The organism is Dolichospermum sp. DET69 (genome assembly GCA_017355425.1).
Lineage (GTDB): Bacteria > Cyanobacteriota > Cyanobacteriia > Cyanobacteriales > Nostocaceae > Dolichospermum.
Genome location: CP070233.1, coordinates 3031189 through 3050931, shown reverse-complemented (window position 1 = coordinate 3050931; position 19743 = coordinate 3031189). Strand labels below are relative to the sequence as shown.

Here is a 19743-nt window from a genome sequence, read left to right as displayed (position 1 = left end):
GCGCTGTCGCTTAACCCAACCTACAAAAACTCTTAACCTAAACTCATATTATGACTGAATCAACCTTTACACAGTCTCCCCAAAATATCAGCTTCAAGGGCTTTACCAAAGATGCTACTGTAGCTCTGGTTGTACAAATTAGTAGTCTTTTTATTACCTATCTGTTGCAAGTTTTGTTGGCGCGATGGATGGGGAGAATTGAATATGGAATTTATGAATATGTGACGGCTTGGACTATATTTTTGGCGCTACCCGCAGGATTAGGATTACCTCGCACGACAGTCCGCTTAATTGCAGAATATAAAGTCAAACAAGATTTGGGCAGTTTGCACGGCATTGTGAGGGGAAGTTGGCTATTAATCTTACTAGGAAGCCTAACTGTATCCTTAATTGTCATCGGAATCGTCTTATCAATAAATAATTACCATGAATTTGTTTATGCAATTCCTCTATTAATGGGAATCTGGATATTACCCCTACAGGCTTTAGTTAGTTTGTACAAGGGAGTCGCCACAGCCTTAGAGGAAATTGCTCTAGCCTATATGCCTGCTGATATTATCTATCCTATCTTAGTGCTAGGAGCAGGATTTATAATCTGGAGAGATCACCATAGCCTCAATAGTTTATCCTTGATTATCCTAGCTGGAGTGATATTGTTTGCGGTGACGACAGTGCAACTTCTGTTAGTGAGAAGGAAGTTTAATCAAGAATTTACACCGACAACTCCTGTTTATGCTTACCGTGAGTGGGTAGAATTATCGCTGATTTTGTTGATTCAACAGTCATTTTTTGTGATTTTAGATCAATCTGATATTCTGATGGTGGGTTCTTTGATAGGGCCTGAACCAGCCGGAATTTACAATGCGGCGGTAAAAACTGCTCAGTGGCCAGGTTTAGCCTTGCTAACATTAAATATAGTGGCTGCACCCAGATTTGCAACCCTTTATGCTAAAAAAGATTCTTCGGGGTTACAAAAACTGGTGTCTGAGGCCAATATCTGGATATTTATTCCTACAGTGTTGATTTCTGTCTGCTTATTGCTGTTTACTCAACCTGTTCTCAGTATTTTTGGCTCGGATTTTATCACGGCTAATTGGACTTTGAAAGTTTTGGTGATTGGACGTTTGGTTGATGCTTTATGTGGTTCGGTTGGCTCTTTAATGGTAATGACAGGTCATCAAAATAAGTCCTTGCCTGTGTTTGGTTGGTGTGCTTTAATGAACATAGTTTTAAATGCGATCGCTATTCCCTATTTGGGGATGGTAGGGGCAGCGATCGCCACTAGCATTACTATGATTACATGGAATATTTGGCTGAGTGTCTTAGTCATCAAATACGTTAAGGTTAATCCTTCGATTTTTTCCGTCCTATTTAAGCCTGAGAGCAAATCAGCTACTGAAGCTGAATAACTTCATTCAACCAAATTTAGAAGCAATTTATAAATACAAAGACCTATACCAATGTTAATATCTTACAGTCACAAGTTCATTTTTTTTCACATCGCTAAAGCTGCGGGTTCGAGTATTAAAGAGGCGTTACAAGCCTATGCTCAAGAACCCGAAAAATTCAAAATTAATCGTCCCCAAAGAATGTTAGGAGACAAAATTAATCCCTTTTATGAAATATGGGCATCTTCCCTTTGGCACGCTAAAGCCAAGGACGTTCAAAAGGAATTGTCACCAGAAATCTATAACAGTTTTTATAAATTTGCTTTTGTTAGAAACCCTTGGGATTGGCAAGTATCCTATTATCACTTCATTCTCAAAGAAAAAGCTCATATCAGACATGAATTAGTAAAATCAATGGCTGGATTTGAGGAATATTTAGAATGGGTAATTAACACCAAAAACCCCTTTTCAAAAGGAGCAACCAAACTACAAAAAGAACTTATTACCGACTCACAAGGTAGATTAATAATTGATTTTATTGGTAGATATGAAACATTGGAAACTGATTTTAATTATGTTTGTCAAAGACTGAGTTTACAAACTTCTTTACCATATTTGAATAAGTCGAAACATAGAAACTATCAAGAATATTACAACCCCAAAACCATAAAATTAGTAGAAGAGCATTTTCAAGAAGATATAGCATTATTTGGCTACACCTTTGATGGGTATTCCGATCAAATTGGTCAAGGGATCAGAAAAACAAAAAATTCTCTTGATCAAGGACTCAAAACCACTGTTCAAGTATAAGTCAGGGTTTAAAAACCTCAACCTCTGTTAACATTACCAACTTAAATAGAATGATTTCACAAACTCCATCTTCTCTCCAACTGACTTCCCCTGAGCAAAATCAATCCAGAACACTGAGTGATTTAATCGTAGATTATTTAGAACAATTAGGAGTGGAATATGTTTTTGGCATACCTGGAGGACACAACAGCGCATTGTATGAAGCCCTAGCACGTAGCGAAAAACGTGGGGGAATCCGGGCAATTTTGACTTGTCATGAAACCGGTGCGGCTTTTATGGCTGATGGCTATGCCCGTGAAACTGGAAAAATTGGAGTTTGCTGTGCTACAACAGGTCCAGGTAGCACCAATTTAATTACAGGGGTAGCTTCCGCTTATGGTGAAGGAGTCCCCATGCTTGTAATCACCGCCCAAACCATGCTATCCCATTTTAGCTGGAGTGCCTTTCAAGAATCATCACCCGATACGATAGATACAATGGCGATGTTTAAGCACTGTACTCGTTATAACACCCTCGTTACTCATGCCAATCAACTAGAAAGAAAATTAGTTGCGGCCTTAACAACAGCTTTGCGATCGCCTTTTGGACCGGCTCATCTCAGCATTCCTGTAAATCTCTTCCGCGCTGAAGCCCCACCATCTCTTACCTATCCTCATATACCTCAACTATTAACCCAACCCCCAGCATTAGTTGATTTAAAAGCCTTAGATCATCTTTCTCAAACCGTATCCAATGTATTAAATCAAGGACAAACTATCGCCCTTTGGATTGGTCAAGATTGTAAACAAGCATCCTCAGAAATTATAGCCTTAGCAGAATTAATTAATGCTCCTATAGCTACAACCCAAAGCGGCAAAACCTGCGTTAATCCTTATCATCCCTTAGCAAAAGGCGTATTTGGGTTTGCTGGCCATCAAACAGCCCGTCAAGCCCTCACCGATGAATCTGTCGGTTTAATTTTAGCTGTAGGTATGAACTTAGGACAATGGGAAACCTCCAATTGGGATAACGCAGTATTAACTAAAAAATTAGTCCATATCCATCATGCAGATCAGTGTTTTAACAGTTCTCCAATGGCAGAATTGCACATCCAAGGAACTATTAAAACCATACTTAAAGAATTACATACACGCCTAGAAAATGCTCAGAAAACAGGACACTTAAAACCAAAACTATCAACAACCTCCCCCGAATTATTAAACCATCATCCATATCAACCCACTCAAATTACAGTTAAAGATCCAGATAGTTATAAACTATTAAATGATCAATCCCCAGTTAAACCCCAACAATTAATCAGTGAACTTATACAGCATTTCCCCCCAGAAACTCGCTATCTAATTGATGTAGGTAATTGGTTAACTTGGAGTATTCATTATTTATTTCCCCATCGTCCCGAAAATTACCGTCTAGGAGCAGTAACAGCCCCGATGGGGTGGGGAATTGGTAGTGCAGTTGGCACAGCTTTTGGCGTTAAAAATACCCCCATTGTTTGCCTAACAGGAGATGGTTGCTTCTTAATGCACGGAAACGAACTGGCTGTGGCTGTGGCTGAAAAATTACCAGTCATTTTTATTATTTTAAATGACCAATCTTTCGGTATGGTGAAACATAGACATAAGCAAACAGGAACTGAAAAACTGGAGTTTATTTTACCTTCAGTTGATTTTAGTCAAATAGCCAAAGGAATGGGGGCAAATGGTTATATTATTCATAATGGTCAAGATTTAAAAAATCTAGATTATGAGGCAATTTATAACGATTCCAAACCAACAGTATTAGATGTGCGAATTGATGGTGATTATGTCCCACCCATCGGAATGTTCTAAACTTGATATAGGATTACTATTTGATTTTTGAAAGTTTACCCTAAATATGGCTATGGCTTAGAAAACCTATCTACCATACAATACTTGTCGGTTAAGGAAATGTAGGTTGGGTTCAGCGACAGCGAAACCCAACATTACCAAGGATTTTGTTGGGTTTCGTTCCGATTGCTCCGCGAACGTTTACGTTCCACAACCCAACCTTGTATCTTAGAGGTATGTTAGAGGAAGTAAGAATTGAACGCAGATAATTTTGTACCTCATTAGATCAGAAAACGCTATATCTTCCAAATACTCCTGAATTACTACCAACTGTCAATTTTTAATTTTCCCCACTAAGATCATGACTGAAGAACAATCTGCAACCAAGAGACTATTAATTAATTCTTTGCCTAAAAGTGGTACTCATTTATTAGCCAAAGCTGTAGAAATTTTGGGGTATAAAGAACATTTTGAACCAGGAGAAATCACAGAAACACCTCTATTCTTTAATTATGGAGAAGTCAAAAAGAGATTAGAACATCAAACAGAATCAGATCAGAAAATTAGTATCGGTGCTTTAACCCCATGTTATGTAGATTCCGCAACTTTTCGACATTGGTTAACACTGATTTCCCCAAAGCAATATATTTTAGGTCATATTCCTTGGACACCTCTATTAACGCCAATTTTGAACGAATTAAATTATCAACAGGTCTTTATAATTCGTGATCCTCGCGCTGTCGTTTTTTCTTTAATTCCCTTTGTTTTAGATACAGGTAAAATGCCAGGAAGACACTTTTTAGAAGATGATTTTAGTTTAATGTCTCCTACCCAACGCTTAGACTTTATTTTAGAGGGAGGGTATGCTGTAAAAGTAGGAGTAGAAATCAAAAATTTTGCCGAAGTGTATCGTTCTATGTTAGCTTGGCGTAATGAAGAAAATTGTTTATTTATCCACTTTGAAGATTTGGTTGGGGAACAGGGTGGAGGAACTAAGGAAAAAAAAGAAGCTGTTGTCTACAAAATCTGCTCTTATTTAGATATTCCTTTTGATGATACTATTCTTTCTCAGTTAGGTGAAATTTATAATCCTGGTGCTAGAACATTTAGAACAGGTAAAATAGATGGTTGGAAAAGCTCAATGAACGCAGAAGATGTAGAAAAATTAAATATTTATTGTCAACCTTTATGTGAGGAAGCTGGATACACAATCGGATAGTTTTCTCATAAGTTTATGCACAAGGTATTCAAGAAATAGGCAAAAACCCATTATTTATGATTAACACTACTGGTAATAGTTTAGATTTAGCAGAGGAATTAATTTTAGATTCCTCTATCCAATTTATCAATCCTCTGTCAGATAATTTACTAGAGCCAAAATCTATCTTTCTCACAGGAGCAACTGGCTTTCTTGGTGCTGATTTACTTAGGGAACTGCTCCACAAAACTACGGCAGATATTTATTGTTTGATTCGCTGTGGTAATAGCGAAGATGGTAAAAATCGTCTCCAAAAACATTTGGAATTTTATTTACTTTGGGAAGAAACTTTTAGTTCTCGAATTATTCCCGTTGTGGGAGATTTATCTAAACCTTTGTTGGGTCTTTCTGAGGGAGATTTTAATGAATTAGCAGGGATAATTGATATTATTTATCATAATGGAGCATGGGTTAACTCGGCACGTCCTTATTCAATTTTAAAACCTGCGAATGTGTTAGGAACACAAGAGGTTATTCGGTTAGCAAGTATTCTGCAAACTAAACCTGTTCATTTTATTTCTACCCTGGGATTCTTTTTCAATAAAACTAATCTTGATAATGAAAAAATAACGGAAACAGATATTGCTGATTTTTCTATTATCAAAGGAGGTTATCAACAAACTAAATGGGTAGCAGAACAATTAATTATATTAGCACAACAAAGAGGATTACCTGCTTGTATTTATCGTTCTTCAAGAATTAGTGGACATAGTCAAACAGGAATCAATGGCAATATTCAAGATTTCTTATGTATTTTGCTCAAAGGTTGTATTAAATTAGGAAGATTTCCGAATTTAAAAACACAAATAAATATGATTCCAGTTGATTATGTCAGTCAATCAATTGTAAGTTTATCTCTGGAAAAAAAATATTTTGGCAGAACATTTCATTTAGTTAATCCTCAGTCAACTTCTTGGGAGCAATTTTTTAACTCAATGTGTTTTCTAGGCTACCCTTTAGAAAAGGTTAGTTATGATGATTTTTTAGCGGAAACAAAGAATCAAATATCCAAGTATCCCAAGGATAAGTTATACTCGTCTTTATTACTGCTTTTGAAATTCTCAAAGATATTTTCACCGGACAAAGTAGAATTTAATGCTGACCAAACCATTGCAGAGTTAGGAAATATATCTATTCTCTGTCCTGCTATCAATGAGGAATTACTGAATGTGTATTTTTCCTACTTTCAAAAAATTGGTTATTTTCCGGAAGTGTTGAATGACAATAAAATATAAGTTAAAAACAAGTTTTCATTGTACATTATGAAAATAATAGTTTATATTTATACTGATCCATTACTTGATACCGTTCCCAATCAAAATGATTGGGGTTGGGAAGTAGATAAAATTTATGAAGATTTAGGGAAACGTAGCCAATTACAACAATTATTAACTGATTGTCAAACAGAAACAGTAAATTATCTACTGGTTCGCCGATTAGAAGAATTAGGTGATACTTTAGTAGAAGTAAGCGATCGCCTGAATCAACTAGAAACAATGGGAGTCGTGGTAATTGCGACACAACAAGCATACACCTCTAAATCTAGTCAAATTCGCGCCGAACTTCTGGAATTATCCTCAGAAATTCAACATCAGCAACGCAGCCGTCGCATTCGTCAAGGACACGCGCGCAATCGCCTAGAATCCTCACCACCACCGGGAAAATCCCCCTATGGCTACCGCAGAGGACAGGGTAAATATATTATTGACCGTACGACCTCACCTGTCGTCAAAGATTTTTTTGATCACTTTTTACTCTATGCTTCTATCCATGCTGCTGTTCGTTATTTAGCTAAAAAATACAGTAAAAATATCTCTGTCACTACAGGTAGACGCTGGTTAACTAATCCAGTTTATCGCGGTGATACCGCTTATCAAAATAGTGAAACTATCTCTAATACCCATGCAGCAATCATATCTAGAGCAGCAGCAGCGCAGGTTGATAGACTATTGCGTCGCAACAGCCGTTTACCATCGCGGACAGCTAGTGCGCCCCGTTCTTTAGCTGGTTTAGTCATTTGTAATCAATGTCAGTCACAGATGATTGTCACCAGTGTTACTCAGCGTCATCAAGATAAAGAGTATCTATATTTACGAGCAACCAACTGTCCTCAACAGCCAAAATGTCGTGCTATCCCTTACCAAGTAGTTTTAGAAAAAACTATTGATAATATTTGTCGAGATTTACCTTTAGCTGTAGCGGGAATGAATTTTCCCCAATTAGATGCAATTAAAAATAGTTTAGAGAATGGTATATCTCGTCAACAAGAAATCCTTCAACAATTACCCACTTTAATAGAAACTGGAATTTTAGATTCAGAAACTGCAAAATTAAGAGCTTACAAACTTCGTACAGAAATCTCTGAACTTCAAGCCAAGTTAGCAATTCTTCCTCCTGTGAATTTATATTCCGTAGCTCAAGCTGTTTCCATTCCCCAATTTTGGTTAGATTTATCAGAAGTAGAACGACGGTTTTACTTCCGCGAATTTATCCAGAAAATTCAAATTATTCGCCAAAGTGGAGAATGGGATTTACAGATAATTTTTATTATCTAAATACTCAGATCCCCGACTTCTTCAAGAAGTCGGGGATCTAAATTCAATTACTCATCTTGATTTTTAGGAGCTTGTTTACCTTTTTTACCCGTATTTCGGACATTCATGACTTTTCCTAGTAAATCAAACCAAAAAGGCGCACCCATAGCAATAGCAAAACCACTAACAAGCCAACCAGCAATCATACTCAAAATACTGAAAACAGGCAACCCATTGATTCTATATTTTGTGCCGTTAATTTGCTGTTGTAAGTTAGCATTTGTCCAACCGATTGGTAACTCAACTTCCTTTAAAATCTCGTTAGGATCTATTTTATTGATATCTGAAGAATTAGATCCTTGTGGTACTACTTGTACAGCTTTGTTAATAATTATTTCTCGTAATAAAGAATCCTTAGATAAGCGATTGATAATATGAAAAGTATCTGCATTGGCTGTGATAGCTAAAGTTATGCCAATTAAAATTGCCACTCCTTTAGCATTACGTTTATAAACACCACCGGCTCTTTCCATGGAGCTATCAAAACTATTTTCAATTTCTTTTTGCAAGAGATTAATGCCTTCTTCAGTGCTTTTAGCTCTCATTTGGGCGCGTTTTGCCATGGTTTCAATATTAGTAACTACAGAATCTGGCAGAATATCAATCAGTTCTTTAACTTTTTTATAGGTTTCACTATCTTTATCTTGGATAGCGGCTATAACTTCATCATGAATATCACTACCTTTTTTGATAGATTTGACAATTTCATTAATATTAGGTTTTAATCCTCCTATCACTATCGCTTTTTCTGCATCTTCAAAAATATCTTTTCTTAAGAATTTTAGTTCCCGCAAAGGTTTATCTAAAATATCTTCATAATTGTCTATATGTGCTTGAAAACTATCTATATATTTGTCCAAACTATCTCTCATCCGATTCATGGCCATGTATATATCATATTTATCTTTATTGAATTCATCAATAATGCGGTTATACTCTAATTCCAATTGTCTATAATCTGCGGCAATATCGGTGGCAAATTCACTAGATAATTGCTGATTATTAATGTCAACTTGCAACTGAATCAAAATTTGTCTAACATCATCTAAACGTTCATTTTTGAATTGTTCTACTCTGATCTGAGTTAATTTTTTGACTAATATGGGCAGTTGTAGTGTATCCATAAAAGTATTGGCAAAACTTTCACCACCAATATAGGAAGGCGCACTACGTTTTTGATTACCAAACACAGTTTCTTTTTTAAATCTAGAACTAGACTTTCTCCAGGAACTAAATAATGAACCTATTACCCAAGTTGCCTTCCGAGGTAAGGTTGCCATTAAACCTTTAGCCTCTTGATTAATGCTTTGAATTAAAGGATTAGCATAAATCTTATTGACTAGTTGAATTACTTTGGGATTTTCTGAAGTTTGAGTATCATCAGCTAAAAGAATTTCAATTGATCTCCTCAAATGTTCAGCTCGCCATTGCAGCACTGTCGTTAATAGTTCTTGAATTTCTGAAGCCAGTAAACTTAAAATTAAGTAAATAAAAATTAAACCCAGCGCCACATCTAAAATAAATGGTAGGTTCATTGACATTCTCCTTCAGGGTAATTGACCAAATGCTAATGGTAGTATTTATATCATTTAATTGGAAAAATGCTTGTAAACTTCCTTAAAAAATCAATAAGAAAATCTTCGCTAAAAAATTATCTCTGTTCTTGAGAAACTGAGCTAATTTGGGATTTAGCCATTGGTCAAAATTATAGATGGCAACATGGAAGATTCGCTTTGATCTCTATGTGATTAAACCTAGCAGTCATAAGATTCGCATAGAATATGCCAGAAGGAAGCTTTATTTGGACTCATCTAGAAAAACAGCACCGTGTGGTTGAAAAAAAGATTGATTGGCTATGGCTAATTCTATTGTTGTTGGCAGCGGTGGTCTTGTTTAGCATCAATCTTGGCGGGTTGCCCTTACAAGATGGCGATGAGGCAACCGTGGCCAGGGTAGCGCGGGAAATTTGGCAAGCTCCAGCAGATTCAATGCGCTGGCTTTACCCCACTTTGGGTGGTGAACCATATCATCAGACACCGCCGCTTATGCACTTATTAATTGCTGTGGCTTATGCTGTGGGTGGTGTCAATGAATGGACAACACGGCTACCTAGTGCTATTTTGACAGCAATTTCTGTACCCTTGTTATATTGCCTGGGGAGAGAGCTATTTCGTCAACGTTGGGCGGCTATTTATAGTTCTTTGATTTATTTAACAATGCTGCCTGTGGTCCGTTATGGCAGGTTAGCGATGTTAGATGGGGCAGTTGCTGGTTTTTTGATTTTGATGATGTGGTTTGTCTTGCGATCGCGCCGGGATTTACGTTACTGCTTAGGTGTAGGTATTAGTTTTGGGTTAATTTGTCTAACTCAAGGCATAATGGGTGTTTATTTAGGTGCAGTTGTTTTAGTCTTTCTCTATTGGGATACACCTAGACTGCTGACAAGTTATTATTTCTGGATGGGTATTTTTATCGGTTGTCTACCTGTATTTTGTTGGTATGGGTTTCAAGTATGGAACTATGGCTATCCCTTCAGTATTGATGTGAATACATCTTTAAGCCATATTAAAACTATTAGTAATGGCAGTTCCGAAACAGCTTGGTATTATCTTTTTGAAATCGGTAAGTGGACATGGCCTTGGTTAATATTTTTACCACAAACTATTCGCATCACTTGGGATAACAATAACTTAAGTTGGGCAAAACTAATTATTGTCTGGTGTGTTGTTTATTTATTGATCATTTCTCTGATTAGCTGGAAACTTCCCTGGTATATATTCCCCATTTATCCCAGTTTGGCTTTAGCTTTGGGATTTCAGTTAGCAGAAATGGAAAATATCCCTTCTTCCTTAGGCTATCCCCACGCTTGGGTAACGAGTTTAGCCATGTTGGCGGTAGTAGCTTCGGCAGCAAGTATTTATTTTAGTGGGAGAACTTTAGACAATCTAGAATTACAAATCATTTTTGCTGCGGTGGCTTTAACTATGACTTTAGCCGCAATTTTAGCAGCACGAGGTGATAAACAATTTCTGAAAATTTTAATTTGGGGAAGTTATATTTCTCTACTGCTGTTGATGAAATCTAATTACTGGATTTGGGAATTAAATACAGCTTATTCCGTCAAACCAGTGGCAGCGATGATCACTAAAATAGATCCAGCGATTAAGGAAATCTATACATCTTTTCCCTACCATCGTCCTTCTTTGGATTTTTATAGTGATCGCACCATTATTCCTGCTTCTATTGGTGAGCTACAATATTACTGGCAATATGATGATCAACCTTATTTTCTCCTCAACACCTCTACCTTAGAAAACCTCCAATTCAAGTCTATCAAAGTAGTAGATCAAGTAGGAGATTGGCAATTAATTACTAAAGAGAATGAGTAATTGTTAAGTTGTTTTTAAGAGGATGTTTGCAAAGTAATACATTGTGATTTTTTACCCCCCTTAATCCCCCCTTATAAATGCTACCGTGTACACACAAGTGATTGAATCGCCCCCTAACCCCCAAAATTGGGGTCACAAGAATTTTCAAAGTCCCCCAAAATTCAAGACTTGGGGGACAAGGCAGACAAGGTGACAAAGGAGGAAAACCGGACAAACGAATGGATGATTGGTAACAAAACAACCCATAAACCGAGTATTCTGTGAATAAAATCCTTCTTGTCTACTATCCTTCCTTGTCTTCCTGGTCTTGCCCCAGAATTGGGGGATTTAGGGAGCGAAATAGGCCGAAACGAAGATAAGTAGGACTTGTGTGTACACAGTAGCCTTATAAATGGGGGAAACCGGAAAATCAAGTTCCCTCCCCAATGCATCGAGGAGGGTTAGGGTGGGGTAAAAAGATATTTGATACATCAATCATGACTTTATGGCTACGCCACACAAGCTATCAAACACGCTCTAATAGCTTGGTATTTTCATCACCATTGCCATTGTTAATTCTGCTAGTACCGCTTTCTCGGAATTAAAAATTAAGAATTAAAAATTAAAAATGAATACAGAGTAAGCTTTTGGTACGATTTGGAATGGTTGGTTTATTTACGCCGTCGTGTACTAGTTGCTTGCTGTGACACTAGACTCTTCCCGGTAAACCCTGACCAGGAAGAAGGATAAATTCTTTACTACACATTCTAAATAGTTCTTTATACTTTAAACTAGACTTACTGCCTATTTATGCGGTAAGTCTGATACATACATTATTTAATGGACTATAGGGTTTGTGAGTGTAACAAAAATTACTCCTGGACAATCACTGACTGATACACAGAAAAATGGCTTACAGTTAGTATCCCTGTGGGGTGGGGGTAAACATGATGTGGTTTTAGCCATTGATGTTACAGAAAGTGTGGGTTTAAATGATCAAGGACGGATTCGGTTACGTCAGATAGTTGAAGACAGTCTCAAACCGGGAGATTCTGTTTATGTTGTGACCTTTGCTCAAAATATAGTTTTCAATGATGTTATATCTGTTGAAAATCCGTTAGGAACACCTATATATTTTAGTCAGAAAAATTCTGAAAATATTAATAAAGTATTAGCAAAAATTCCTTTTAATTCTGACCCTAACCGCTATGGAACAGATATTCAAAAAGCAGAGTTAACAGTATATCAAGGTATTGCACAAATTAATCAAAATCGCCTTTCCAACCATCAACAAATTAAGCCGCAGTCTATTGTTTGGATTACTGATGCACCTTTATTTACCCAACCCGGAATTAATTCACAAGTTTGGATAGAAACACCTGCTAATAGTCCTTTCAGAATAGCAGAATCGCCGGAAAGTCAGGAAAGACAGAATTGGATTAAGGCTTTACCTTTAAAAGAGCGATCGCTAATTATTAAAAATCAAGACAATAAAGATTATAAACTATCTGTAGTTGATATTAATTCTACGGTTCAAGAAATTTGTACACCAGCACCAGGAGGTGAAGAAACTTGTTTAGTCAATCCTTATTTAATTAAACAATTATGGCTACCTAGTTTGATTTTATTATTAATAATATCTGTGGGAATTTGGAGTATATTCAAATTTGCCAAATCACAAAAAAAATGGGAGTTGCAAATTAAGTTAGAAGATGATGAAGAAGATCAAAAAATCATAAGATTACCCAATAATAGAAAAATAGCTATTGGTGAATATGATCCTAAATGCATAGATTCTATTGATTGTCCTGGTGGAGAATTACGAGCTTATTTAGAACGTAAAGGAGACAAGGTTTATGTCATACCAATAGAAAATGGAAACATTCAAATAAATAATAAAAAAATTACATCACGAACTCTCATGGCAAATAACAAGTTTACCCTAAATTGTCCAGATTCACGCCAGCGTGATTACCAAATAAATGTTAAAGTAAAAAAATAGTTTTCAGGAAAAAAACATGACTCAAGCATCTGCAAATGAAACGCAATATAGAGGTATTAATCGGACAATTTGTATTGGTTTAGGTGGGACAGGTAGAGATGTTTTGATGAGAATTAGACGGTTAATTGTTGACCGTTATGGAGATTTAAATAATTTACCAATTGTCAGTTTTGTTCACATAGACACAGATAAAGCTGCCACCCAAGTTACAGGTATTAGAACTGGGAGTACCTATCATGGTATTGATTTAAGTTTTCAGGAAGCTGAGAAAGTCAGTGCTACAATGTCATCCAAAGATGTCACCATGTTTGTAGATGGACTAGAACGGCGTTCAGAATATAATAGTTATGGACCTTATGACCATATTGGGATTTGGTTTCCTCCTCAGTTATTGCGGAATATTAAAGCAATTGAAGAAGGTGCAAAAGGAATTAGACCTGTAGGAAGACTGGCATTTTTTCATAACTATCAAAAAGTAAAAACAGCAATTGAAACCGCAGAAAGACGAACCAGAGGACATGAATCTTTATTACTAAGTTCGGGTTTAAAAATAGAACCGGGATTAAGTATTTTTGTAGTTGGTTCTCTTTGCGGTGGTACAGGAAGTGGAATGTTTTTAGATGTTGCTTATAGTCTAAGAAATATTTATGGTGAACAAGGATCTCGGATTTTTGGTTATTTAGTAATTAGTCCAGAATTGTATGGCAATGCTCCTAACATGAGTGCTAATACTTATGCTGCCTTAAAAGAATTAAATCATTATAGCAATCCTGGTACAGAATTTGAAGCTTGTTATGATATTGCAAATTTGGCAATTATTCAAGAAAAACGTCCACCCTTTGACTATACTTATTTACTATCTCATCAAACAGGGAGTGAATATGAAATCCTTACCCAAGGTAAACTATGTAATGTAATTGCCCATAAAATAGCTTTAGAATTTTCTGGTGAATTGGGTCCAGTAATTAAAGGAAATCGAGATAATTTTCTGCAACACATAATTCAACCCGATAAACACCCCCGTCCTAATAGCCAAAGATACTTAACATTTGGACTATCAGCAATTTATTTTCCTCGTGATACTATCATTCAAATAGCCTTAACAAAAGTCAGTTCAGCGTTAGTTAAATTTTGGTTAAATGGTAAAGGTCAAAGTCCAGATCCTATAAACTTACTTGAACAATTTTTGATTCAACATCACTGGCATAATGATTTAGTAAAACGAGATGGATTAACTAATAAATTAGCAGAATCTGTAGAAGAATCTAATAAGACTTTTAGTAATAGTATCAAAACTTGGCAAAATAAATTATCAAAGTTAATCTCTGAATGTAAAAATAAAGATGATCGTGCAAACGTGCGGCAACAGTTAGCGACAGAATTTTATAAACAATTTCGGACTATTCAACCAGGAGAAACGGAAAGTATTCGCGGTTATTGGTTGACAAAATTAATTCAAACTGCTCCTAAAATCATCAAAGAACTTAGCACTAATATTGATGATTATTTGATTCAGCTACTTACACCAATAGAAGTTAATTTTTCTATTAAAAATAGCCGTAACTGGTTAGAAGCACTACAACATGAATTGCACAAATATCAACGAGATTTACAAGAATCAATCACTGATTTTGGGGGAATAAAACGGATAGAAGATGTAGAAAGGAAGTGGGATAATATTGAACAAATAATTGAAGAATTAGAAAATAAATTTATGCTGATTGGCAATTTAAAGAATAGCCAATTTCAAGAAGAATGTAAAAAAGCCATCCAAGAAGTTTGTAAATTGATCAGGCATAATTTTGATTTAACAGTTATACAAGAAACACTAAAAATTGTTAATCAGTTACAAAAGCACGTTCAAGAAAGAGAAAAACAAGTTGCTGCTTTTAGCAGTTTAGTACAAGACTTACAAAGTGCTTATGAAAAAGAGGAACGAGAATTAAAACAATTGAATTTTGATGAAATGAGTGGAGAAGCAATTTTTGATACTGAAGATATAGAACTTTGCTATCAAACAATGTTACCAGAAAATGATCTGCGTCCGCAATTAGTCTTAGCAAGTTCAACACTTACCGAAGAAACTGGTAGAGGAGTATCTTTAGCATTTTTCCTGAACATGGAACGCACTACTCACCCCCAAATAAAACAAGAGATTGATCTGAAAGTTGATAGTTTATTTGCTTTTCGCGGTAGGAATATTGTGAGTTCTGTGATTAAACGCTTCATGCAGAAATATTCATTAGCTGCACGTTCTACTCGTTTAAAACAAATTATGGAGGAAGCTCAACCATTACTGCGTTTAAATTTAAGTGATCCTTATTTCCGAGATGATCCTGCTAAAAGTAGTAAATTAGTAGGATATAAAGATACAGATGAATCAGATGTGAGAGATTTTAAAAAATTGATCACACAAGATTTAGGAGTTTCTACAACTGTTTTAAAAGCAATACAAGCAGATGATGAAATTTTAATTGTGAATGAGTATGCTGGGTTTCCATTGAGATTAATTAATAGTTTGGAAAGAATGAGAAACCCATATATACGAGAACACAATTCTGGTACATCTTTTTTACATAATGATTCTCGCACTGCTTTTCCCGATATTATTCCCCCTGATGCTAGAAGAATGGAAGAATTGGAGGATATTTTTTACCCTTGTTTAGCATTAGAATTGTTAACAGAAAATCAGGAAACCCAGGAATTAGAATTTCAACATTATGACACTTTCCAAAACAGTTATTATACTGCTGCTGTCAGTGCAAATTGGATGGAAGCTTTGGAAGATTTGGCCAATAACCGCAATATGGCTGAAACTTTGAAGAAAATTTTAGATGATATTATATCTGAAATAGAAAATAATCCACAATTATGGGAAAATCAATATCTACCTAAACTTCGTCAATTTCCAGATAAGCTGAGAACAATTCCCGAAGATAGTCCCAATTTTCCCTATATACAAAGAGTATACGTCTCACCAGATAATATACAACCTACAGTTAGAGAAGGAGTTATCAATCGTTTTGTGAAAAAAATGGAAGCAAAATTGAACCAAAAAAATTCACTTTCAGCTAGAGACAATATAGGAAATCAAAAAGCCCTTGTTGGTGAAATAGTTCCTAATTCTTCTCTAAATAATACTGATAATCGTTCAAAACGAAGACAAGAATTAGAACAACTTAAACAAGATTTAGATCAAGATTTTCTAACTTCAGAAGAATACGAACGAGAAAAACAAAAAATATTTCTGCAATATCCCCTATAGTTTTTTTGGGTAGTTCACATCTACCCACTTTCAACAATATTCCTGCACTACCAAAGGTAAATTTTATGCCACCACTACCACCTTACTTAATTTTTATCACTGTTGTTCTGGTTATCATTCCTTCGATATTTACTATTTTCCTTCGCATATCTCTTTACCGCTATTTGATAAAGTTGACTAATAAAGTCCAAAGATTAATCAAAACAGGAGTAAGGGGAGAACAACCGAAAATTGTTATAACATTAGAAGATAGATTTCAGCAAGCTTCTAGAAAATTAGATCAGATAAATACAGCAGCATTAATTGATCAAGTTTATAGTCAAGAAAAAATTAAGGGATTTACCTGTGAACAAATAGATTATTTATGTCGGATTCTGCCAAATTTATTGTTAGCATTTGGGTTACTTGGTACTTTTTTAGGTATCACTATTAATTTATCTACTTTGAGTCAAACAATTAATCAAGCTAATGCTAATGATGTCAGCAATTTAGTTACTGAATTAAAGAAACCATTGGAAGGAATGAGTATTGCATTTACCACCAGTTTGACAGGACTATTTTTTAGTGCTTTGTTAACGGTATTCAATTTTATATTTAATGCAGGACTTGCTAAATATTGCTTGATTAGTTCTTTAGAAGACTATCTAGATAATATTTATCTTCCTGAAGTGCAGGGTGATAACCGTCTGGATAAAATAGTTAATAAAATGGTATCCCAGCAAGATGAATTTTTAACAAATTTTGGTGAAACAGTGCGAAAAGCTGTAGAACAATCTATGGGAAAAGTAGCACAACAAATTGCTGATGGAAATAAAGAAACTACAGATTTAGCTAGACAAGTTTATGAAAGATTTAATGCTGCTGCTGGAACTATATCTAGTGCTGCTAATGAATTTAAAAACTCAATTCCAGAATTAAATGCAGCATCTCAGATATTTAAACAGTCAGCTAATATTTTTCATCAAAGTCAGTTTCCTCAGCAATTATCAGCAGCTACAGCAGATTTGAGCAATACACAACAGAAATTTTCTGAATCGGCTGCAAAGTTTGCCCAAACAAGTAACTTGATGGTAACGGTGTTAATAAAAATTGAAGATTGTAGTCAAAATTTAATTAATTTATCAGAAGATATTAAGAATATTAATCAAACTTCAATTCAAGTATTAGATTTACATCAAACTAACCAAAATGCTCTGAGTGAAATTATTCCTAAACTCCAACAAGGTGCTAATAGTTTTTCTGAAGCTATTAACCAACTTGATCAATTAGAAATAAAAATTAGCGACAAAGCTGATAGTTTGAATAATGTAGAAATTGCGCTGAATCAATTGCTAGAGTTTTTACAATATAATACAGAACAAATGAATTTAGCATTTGATAAACAAATTGATCATAATCATCAACAATTTCAGACTTTTATCAGCAATACTGAAGGATATACCAATCAATTTATCATTAAAATTGATACTATTAAATTAGATTTAATAGAGTTATTACAAAATAACAATGTTCGATTAACTTCTGAATATCAAAACGTTAGTAATATTATTGTTCAAGGTATTGACAAGCAAACCAATATAAACACAAAAGGTTTAGCAATGGTAATTAAGAACATCCAAGAATGTAACAAACATTTGAATGATACCAAAAATTCTATTAACCAACTCAGACAAGTCATGAAAACGCCGGAATAATAAATTTACTGTGATCAACTTTTGAAATAGCATTTGCAATTGAAATCTTAACTTATGGCACGTCGTTCACGATATACTGAATACAATGAAGATTTAAATGTTTGGCAAGCATTTACTGATTTGATGTCTAATGCTTTTATGATATTAGTTTTATTTTTATTTCTAACTATTGTCATATCACAAATTACTAAAAAATCTGCTCAGAATTCACTTAATTTACCTGAGAAAACAAAACAATTAGAACAAAAAATCAAAAACTTACAAACAGAATTAAAATCTCAAAACAAGCTAAAACAACAAGTAGAAAATTTACAAGCAGAACTCAAAATTAAAAAACAACGAACAGACGCACCACCAATTATCATTATCAAAGATCAAGGTGATTATAGATTTGCTTCCGGTAGTGCAGAAATACCGTCAAAAATGTCAATTTATATATTGCAACAAATAGTACCAGAAATAGAAAATAGAACTAAACAATATGGAATCAATGTTGTCGAAATTATCGGACACACAGACGGACAACCTAATGGTAAAGTCACCAGTAATTTAGATGTAAATTTAGAAAAAGTCATTAATGGGACATTACCAATAGGAAAACTTCAGTCAGGTTCTAATGCTGACTTAGGAATCATGCGAGCTTTATCAGTCGTCAAGGTGTTGCGTGATATCCAAAAGCAACAAAATAGACTACAAGGACTCTCATTCCGTGCTTATTCTGCCGCACAATTAATATTACCAAATGGACAATTTGCCGACATAGCAAGGAAGGAAGATGTCACACGACGACGAATTGAAATCCGCTTTACTCGCTTGGGAGAAGTCCGTGAAGTTAAAGTGAGGTAGGACATAATGGCTCTTCAGTATATAGTATGCCAATTTATCTAGGATTTACACATTGACAAAAAATATCAAATATGTATTGCTGTAAAAACCACATTTATCCTAGGGGTAAAGCAAAAGCTAAACCCCTACTGCACGGTTAATTTATCGGTGAAAATAGAATTAGTTGCAGCCATCAGATTTTACTTCCCTCTATTATCAATTCTTTCCAACTTGGGAATTTCTTGGCCATTATGACTCATATTGTCTTGAGTCATAGTGACAATACCCAAAAAAACTGCACTTCCCACAACTAAGGACAAGAAAGGACGCTTAATAAAGATAAAATCTCTGATAATCCTGGATAAAGGTCGGCTTTGACGACGTAAAGCCGAAGAGATCATCATTTGTCTCCAAATAAATGGATCACGCACATAGTGTCCACTTTGGCAAACAACTAATTTTTCTTGGCAATAAGGGCAAGTAAACAAACCAATATAAGATTTTATTGGCGTTGTTCTGTTATTTCTTTGGCAAATTGGGCAAGTAACATAATGATCATGAAAAGTATTTGTACTCATCTACCTCGTCCGCCTAGTCCCTTGATTCTATTTATAACAATATCTGTATTGAATTTTACTGGATATCTAGTATTTATGCCATAATCACTGATGGTGATTGGTAAAATACTATAATGGACTCTGAGAAATAAATTGACCTAATGACATACTCCC

The 19743-nt window shown here is 35.1% G+C and carries 13 protein-coding genes; 11 read left to right on the top strand and 2 right to left on the bottom strand.

Annotated features, from left to right (window positions below):
• The first annotated feature begins 50 nt into the window (after window positions 1–50).
• The 6 genes from EZY12_13950 to EZY12_13925 all read left to right on the top strand — a co-directional run bounded on the left by EZY12_13950 (window position 51) and on the right by EZY12_13925 (window position 7819).
• On the top strand, window positions 51–1409 hold the full coding sequence (locus tag EZY12_13950) for a flippase (GenBank protein QSX65969.1): 1359 nt from the start codon (window positions 51–53) through the stop codon (window positions 1407–1409).
• A gap of 51 nt (window positions 1410–1460) precedes the next feature.
• Entirely contained in the window at window positions 1461–2198 is a 738-nt protein-coding gene (locus EZY12_13945; protein ID QSX65968.1) for a sulfotransferase family 2 domain-containing protein, read from the top strand.
• 50 nt (window positions 2199–2248) lie between these two features.
• The gene (locus tag EZY12_13940; protein QSX65967.1) at window positions 2249–4027 is read left to right on the top strand and encodes a thiamine pyrophosphate-binding protein; all 1779 of its coding nucleotides are present in this window, start codon (window positions 2249–2251) and stop codon (window positions 4025–4027) included.
• Window positions 4028–4367: 340 nt separating this feature from the next.
• The gene (locus EZY12_13935; protein QSX65966.1) at window positions 4368–5225 is read left to right on the top strand and encodes a sulfotransferase domain-containing protein; all 858 of its coding nucleotides are present in this window, start codon (window positions 4368–4370) and stop codon (window positions 5223–5225) included.
• Window positions 5226–5281: 56 nt separating this feature from the next.
• Complete coding sequence (locus EZY12_13930; GenBank protein QSX65965.1) at window positions 5282–6499, top strand: thioester reductase domain-containing protein; 1218 nt, start codon at window positions 5282–5284, stop codon at window positions 6497–6499.
• A gap of 27 nt (window positions 6500–6526) precedes the next feature.
• Complete coding sequence (locus EZY12_13925) at window positions 6527–7819, top strand: recombinase family protein (GenBank protein ID QSX65964.1); 1293 nt, start codon at window positions 6527–6529, stop codon at window positions 7817–7819.
• A 47-nt stretch (window positions 7820–7866) separates the two neighbouring features.
• On the opposite strand, the gene EZY12_13920 is transcribed toward EZY12_13925, so the two are convergent.
• Window positions 7867–9393 (bottom strand): hypothetical protein, encoded by a 1527-nt coding sequence (locus EZY12_13920; GenBank protein QSX65963.1) that lies wholly within the window; start codon window positions 9391–9393, stop codon window positions 7867–7869.
• A gap of 246 nt (window positions 9394–9639) precedes the next feature.
• Between EZY12_13920 and EZY12_13915 the strand changes: the two genes are divergently transcribed.
• From EZY12_13915 to EZY12_13895, 5 genes are all read left to right on the top strand, one after another.
• Window positions 9640–11247 carry a glycosyltransferase family 39 protein gene (locus EZY12_13915; protein QSX65962.1) on the top strand — a complete coding sequence of 536 codons (1608 nt, stop codon included), beginning with the start codon at window positions 9640–9642 and terminating at the stop codon, window positions 11245–11247.
• An 835-nt stretch (window positions 11248–12082) separates the two neighbouring features.
• Window positions 12083–13228, top strand: coding sequence for a VWA domain-containing protein (locus tag EZY12_13910; protein ID QSX65961.1), 1146 nt, complete (start codon window positions 12083–12085; stop codon window positions 13226–13228).
• A gap of 16 nt (window positions 13229–13244) precedes the next feature.
• Window positions 13245–16493 carry a hypothetical protein gene (locus EZY12_13905; GenBank protein ID QSX65960.1) on the top strand — a complete coding sequence of 1083 codons (3249 nt, stop codon included), beginning with the start codon at window positions 13245–13247 and terminating at the stop codon, window positions 16491–16493.
• A gap of 65 nt (window positions 16494–16558) precedes the next feature.
• The gene (locus EZY12_13900) at window positions 16559–18187 is read left to right on the top strand and encodes a hypothetical protein (GenBank protein ID QSX65959.1); all 1629 of its coding nucleotides are present in this window, start codon (window positions 16559–16561) and stop codon (window positions 18185–18187) included.
• Between the two features lie 54 nt (window positions 18188–18241).
• Window positions 18242–19033: a flagellar motor protein gene (locus EZY12_13895; GenBank protein QSX65958.1), complete on the top strand. Its 792-nt coding sequence runs from the start codon at window positions 18242–18244 to the stop codon at window positions 19031–19033.
• A gap of 179 nt (window positions 19034–19212) precedes the next feature.
• Here EZY12_13895 and EZY12_13890 read toward each other — a convergent pair whose 3' ends face one another.
• On the bottom strand, window positions 19213–19590 hold the full coding sequence (locus tag EZY12_13890) for a hypothetical protein (GenBank protein ID QSX65957.1): 378 nt from the start codon (window positions 19588–19590) through the stop codon (window positions 19213–19215).
• Window positions 19591–19743 lie beyond the last annotated feature (153 nt).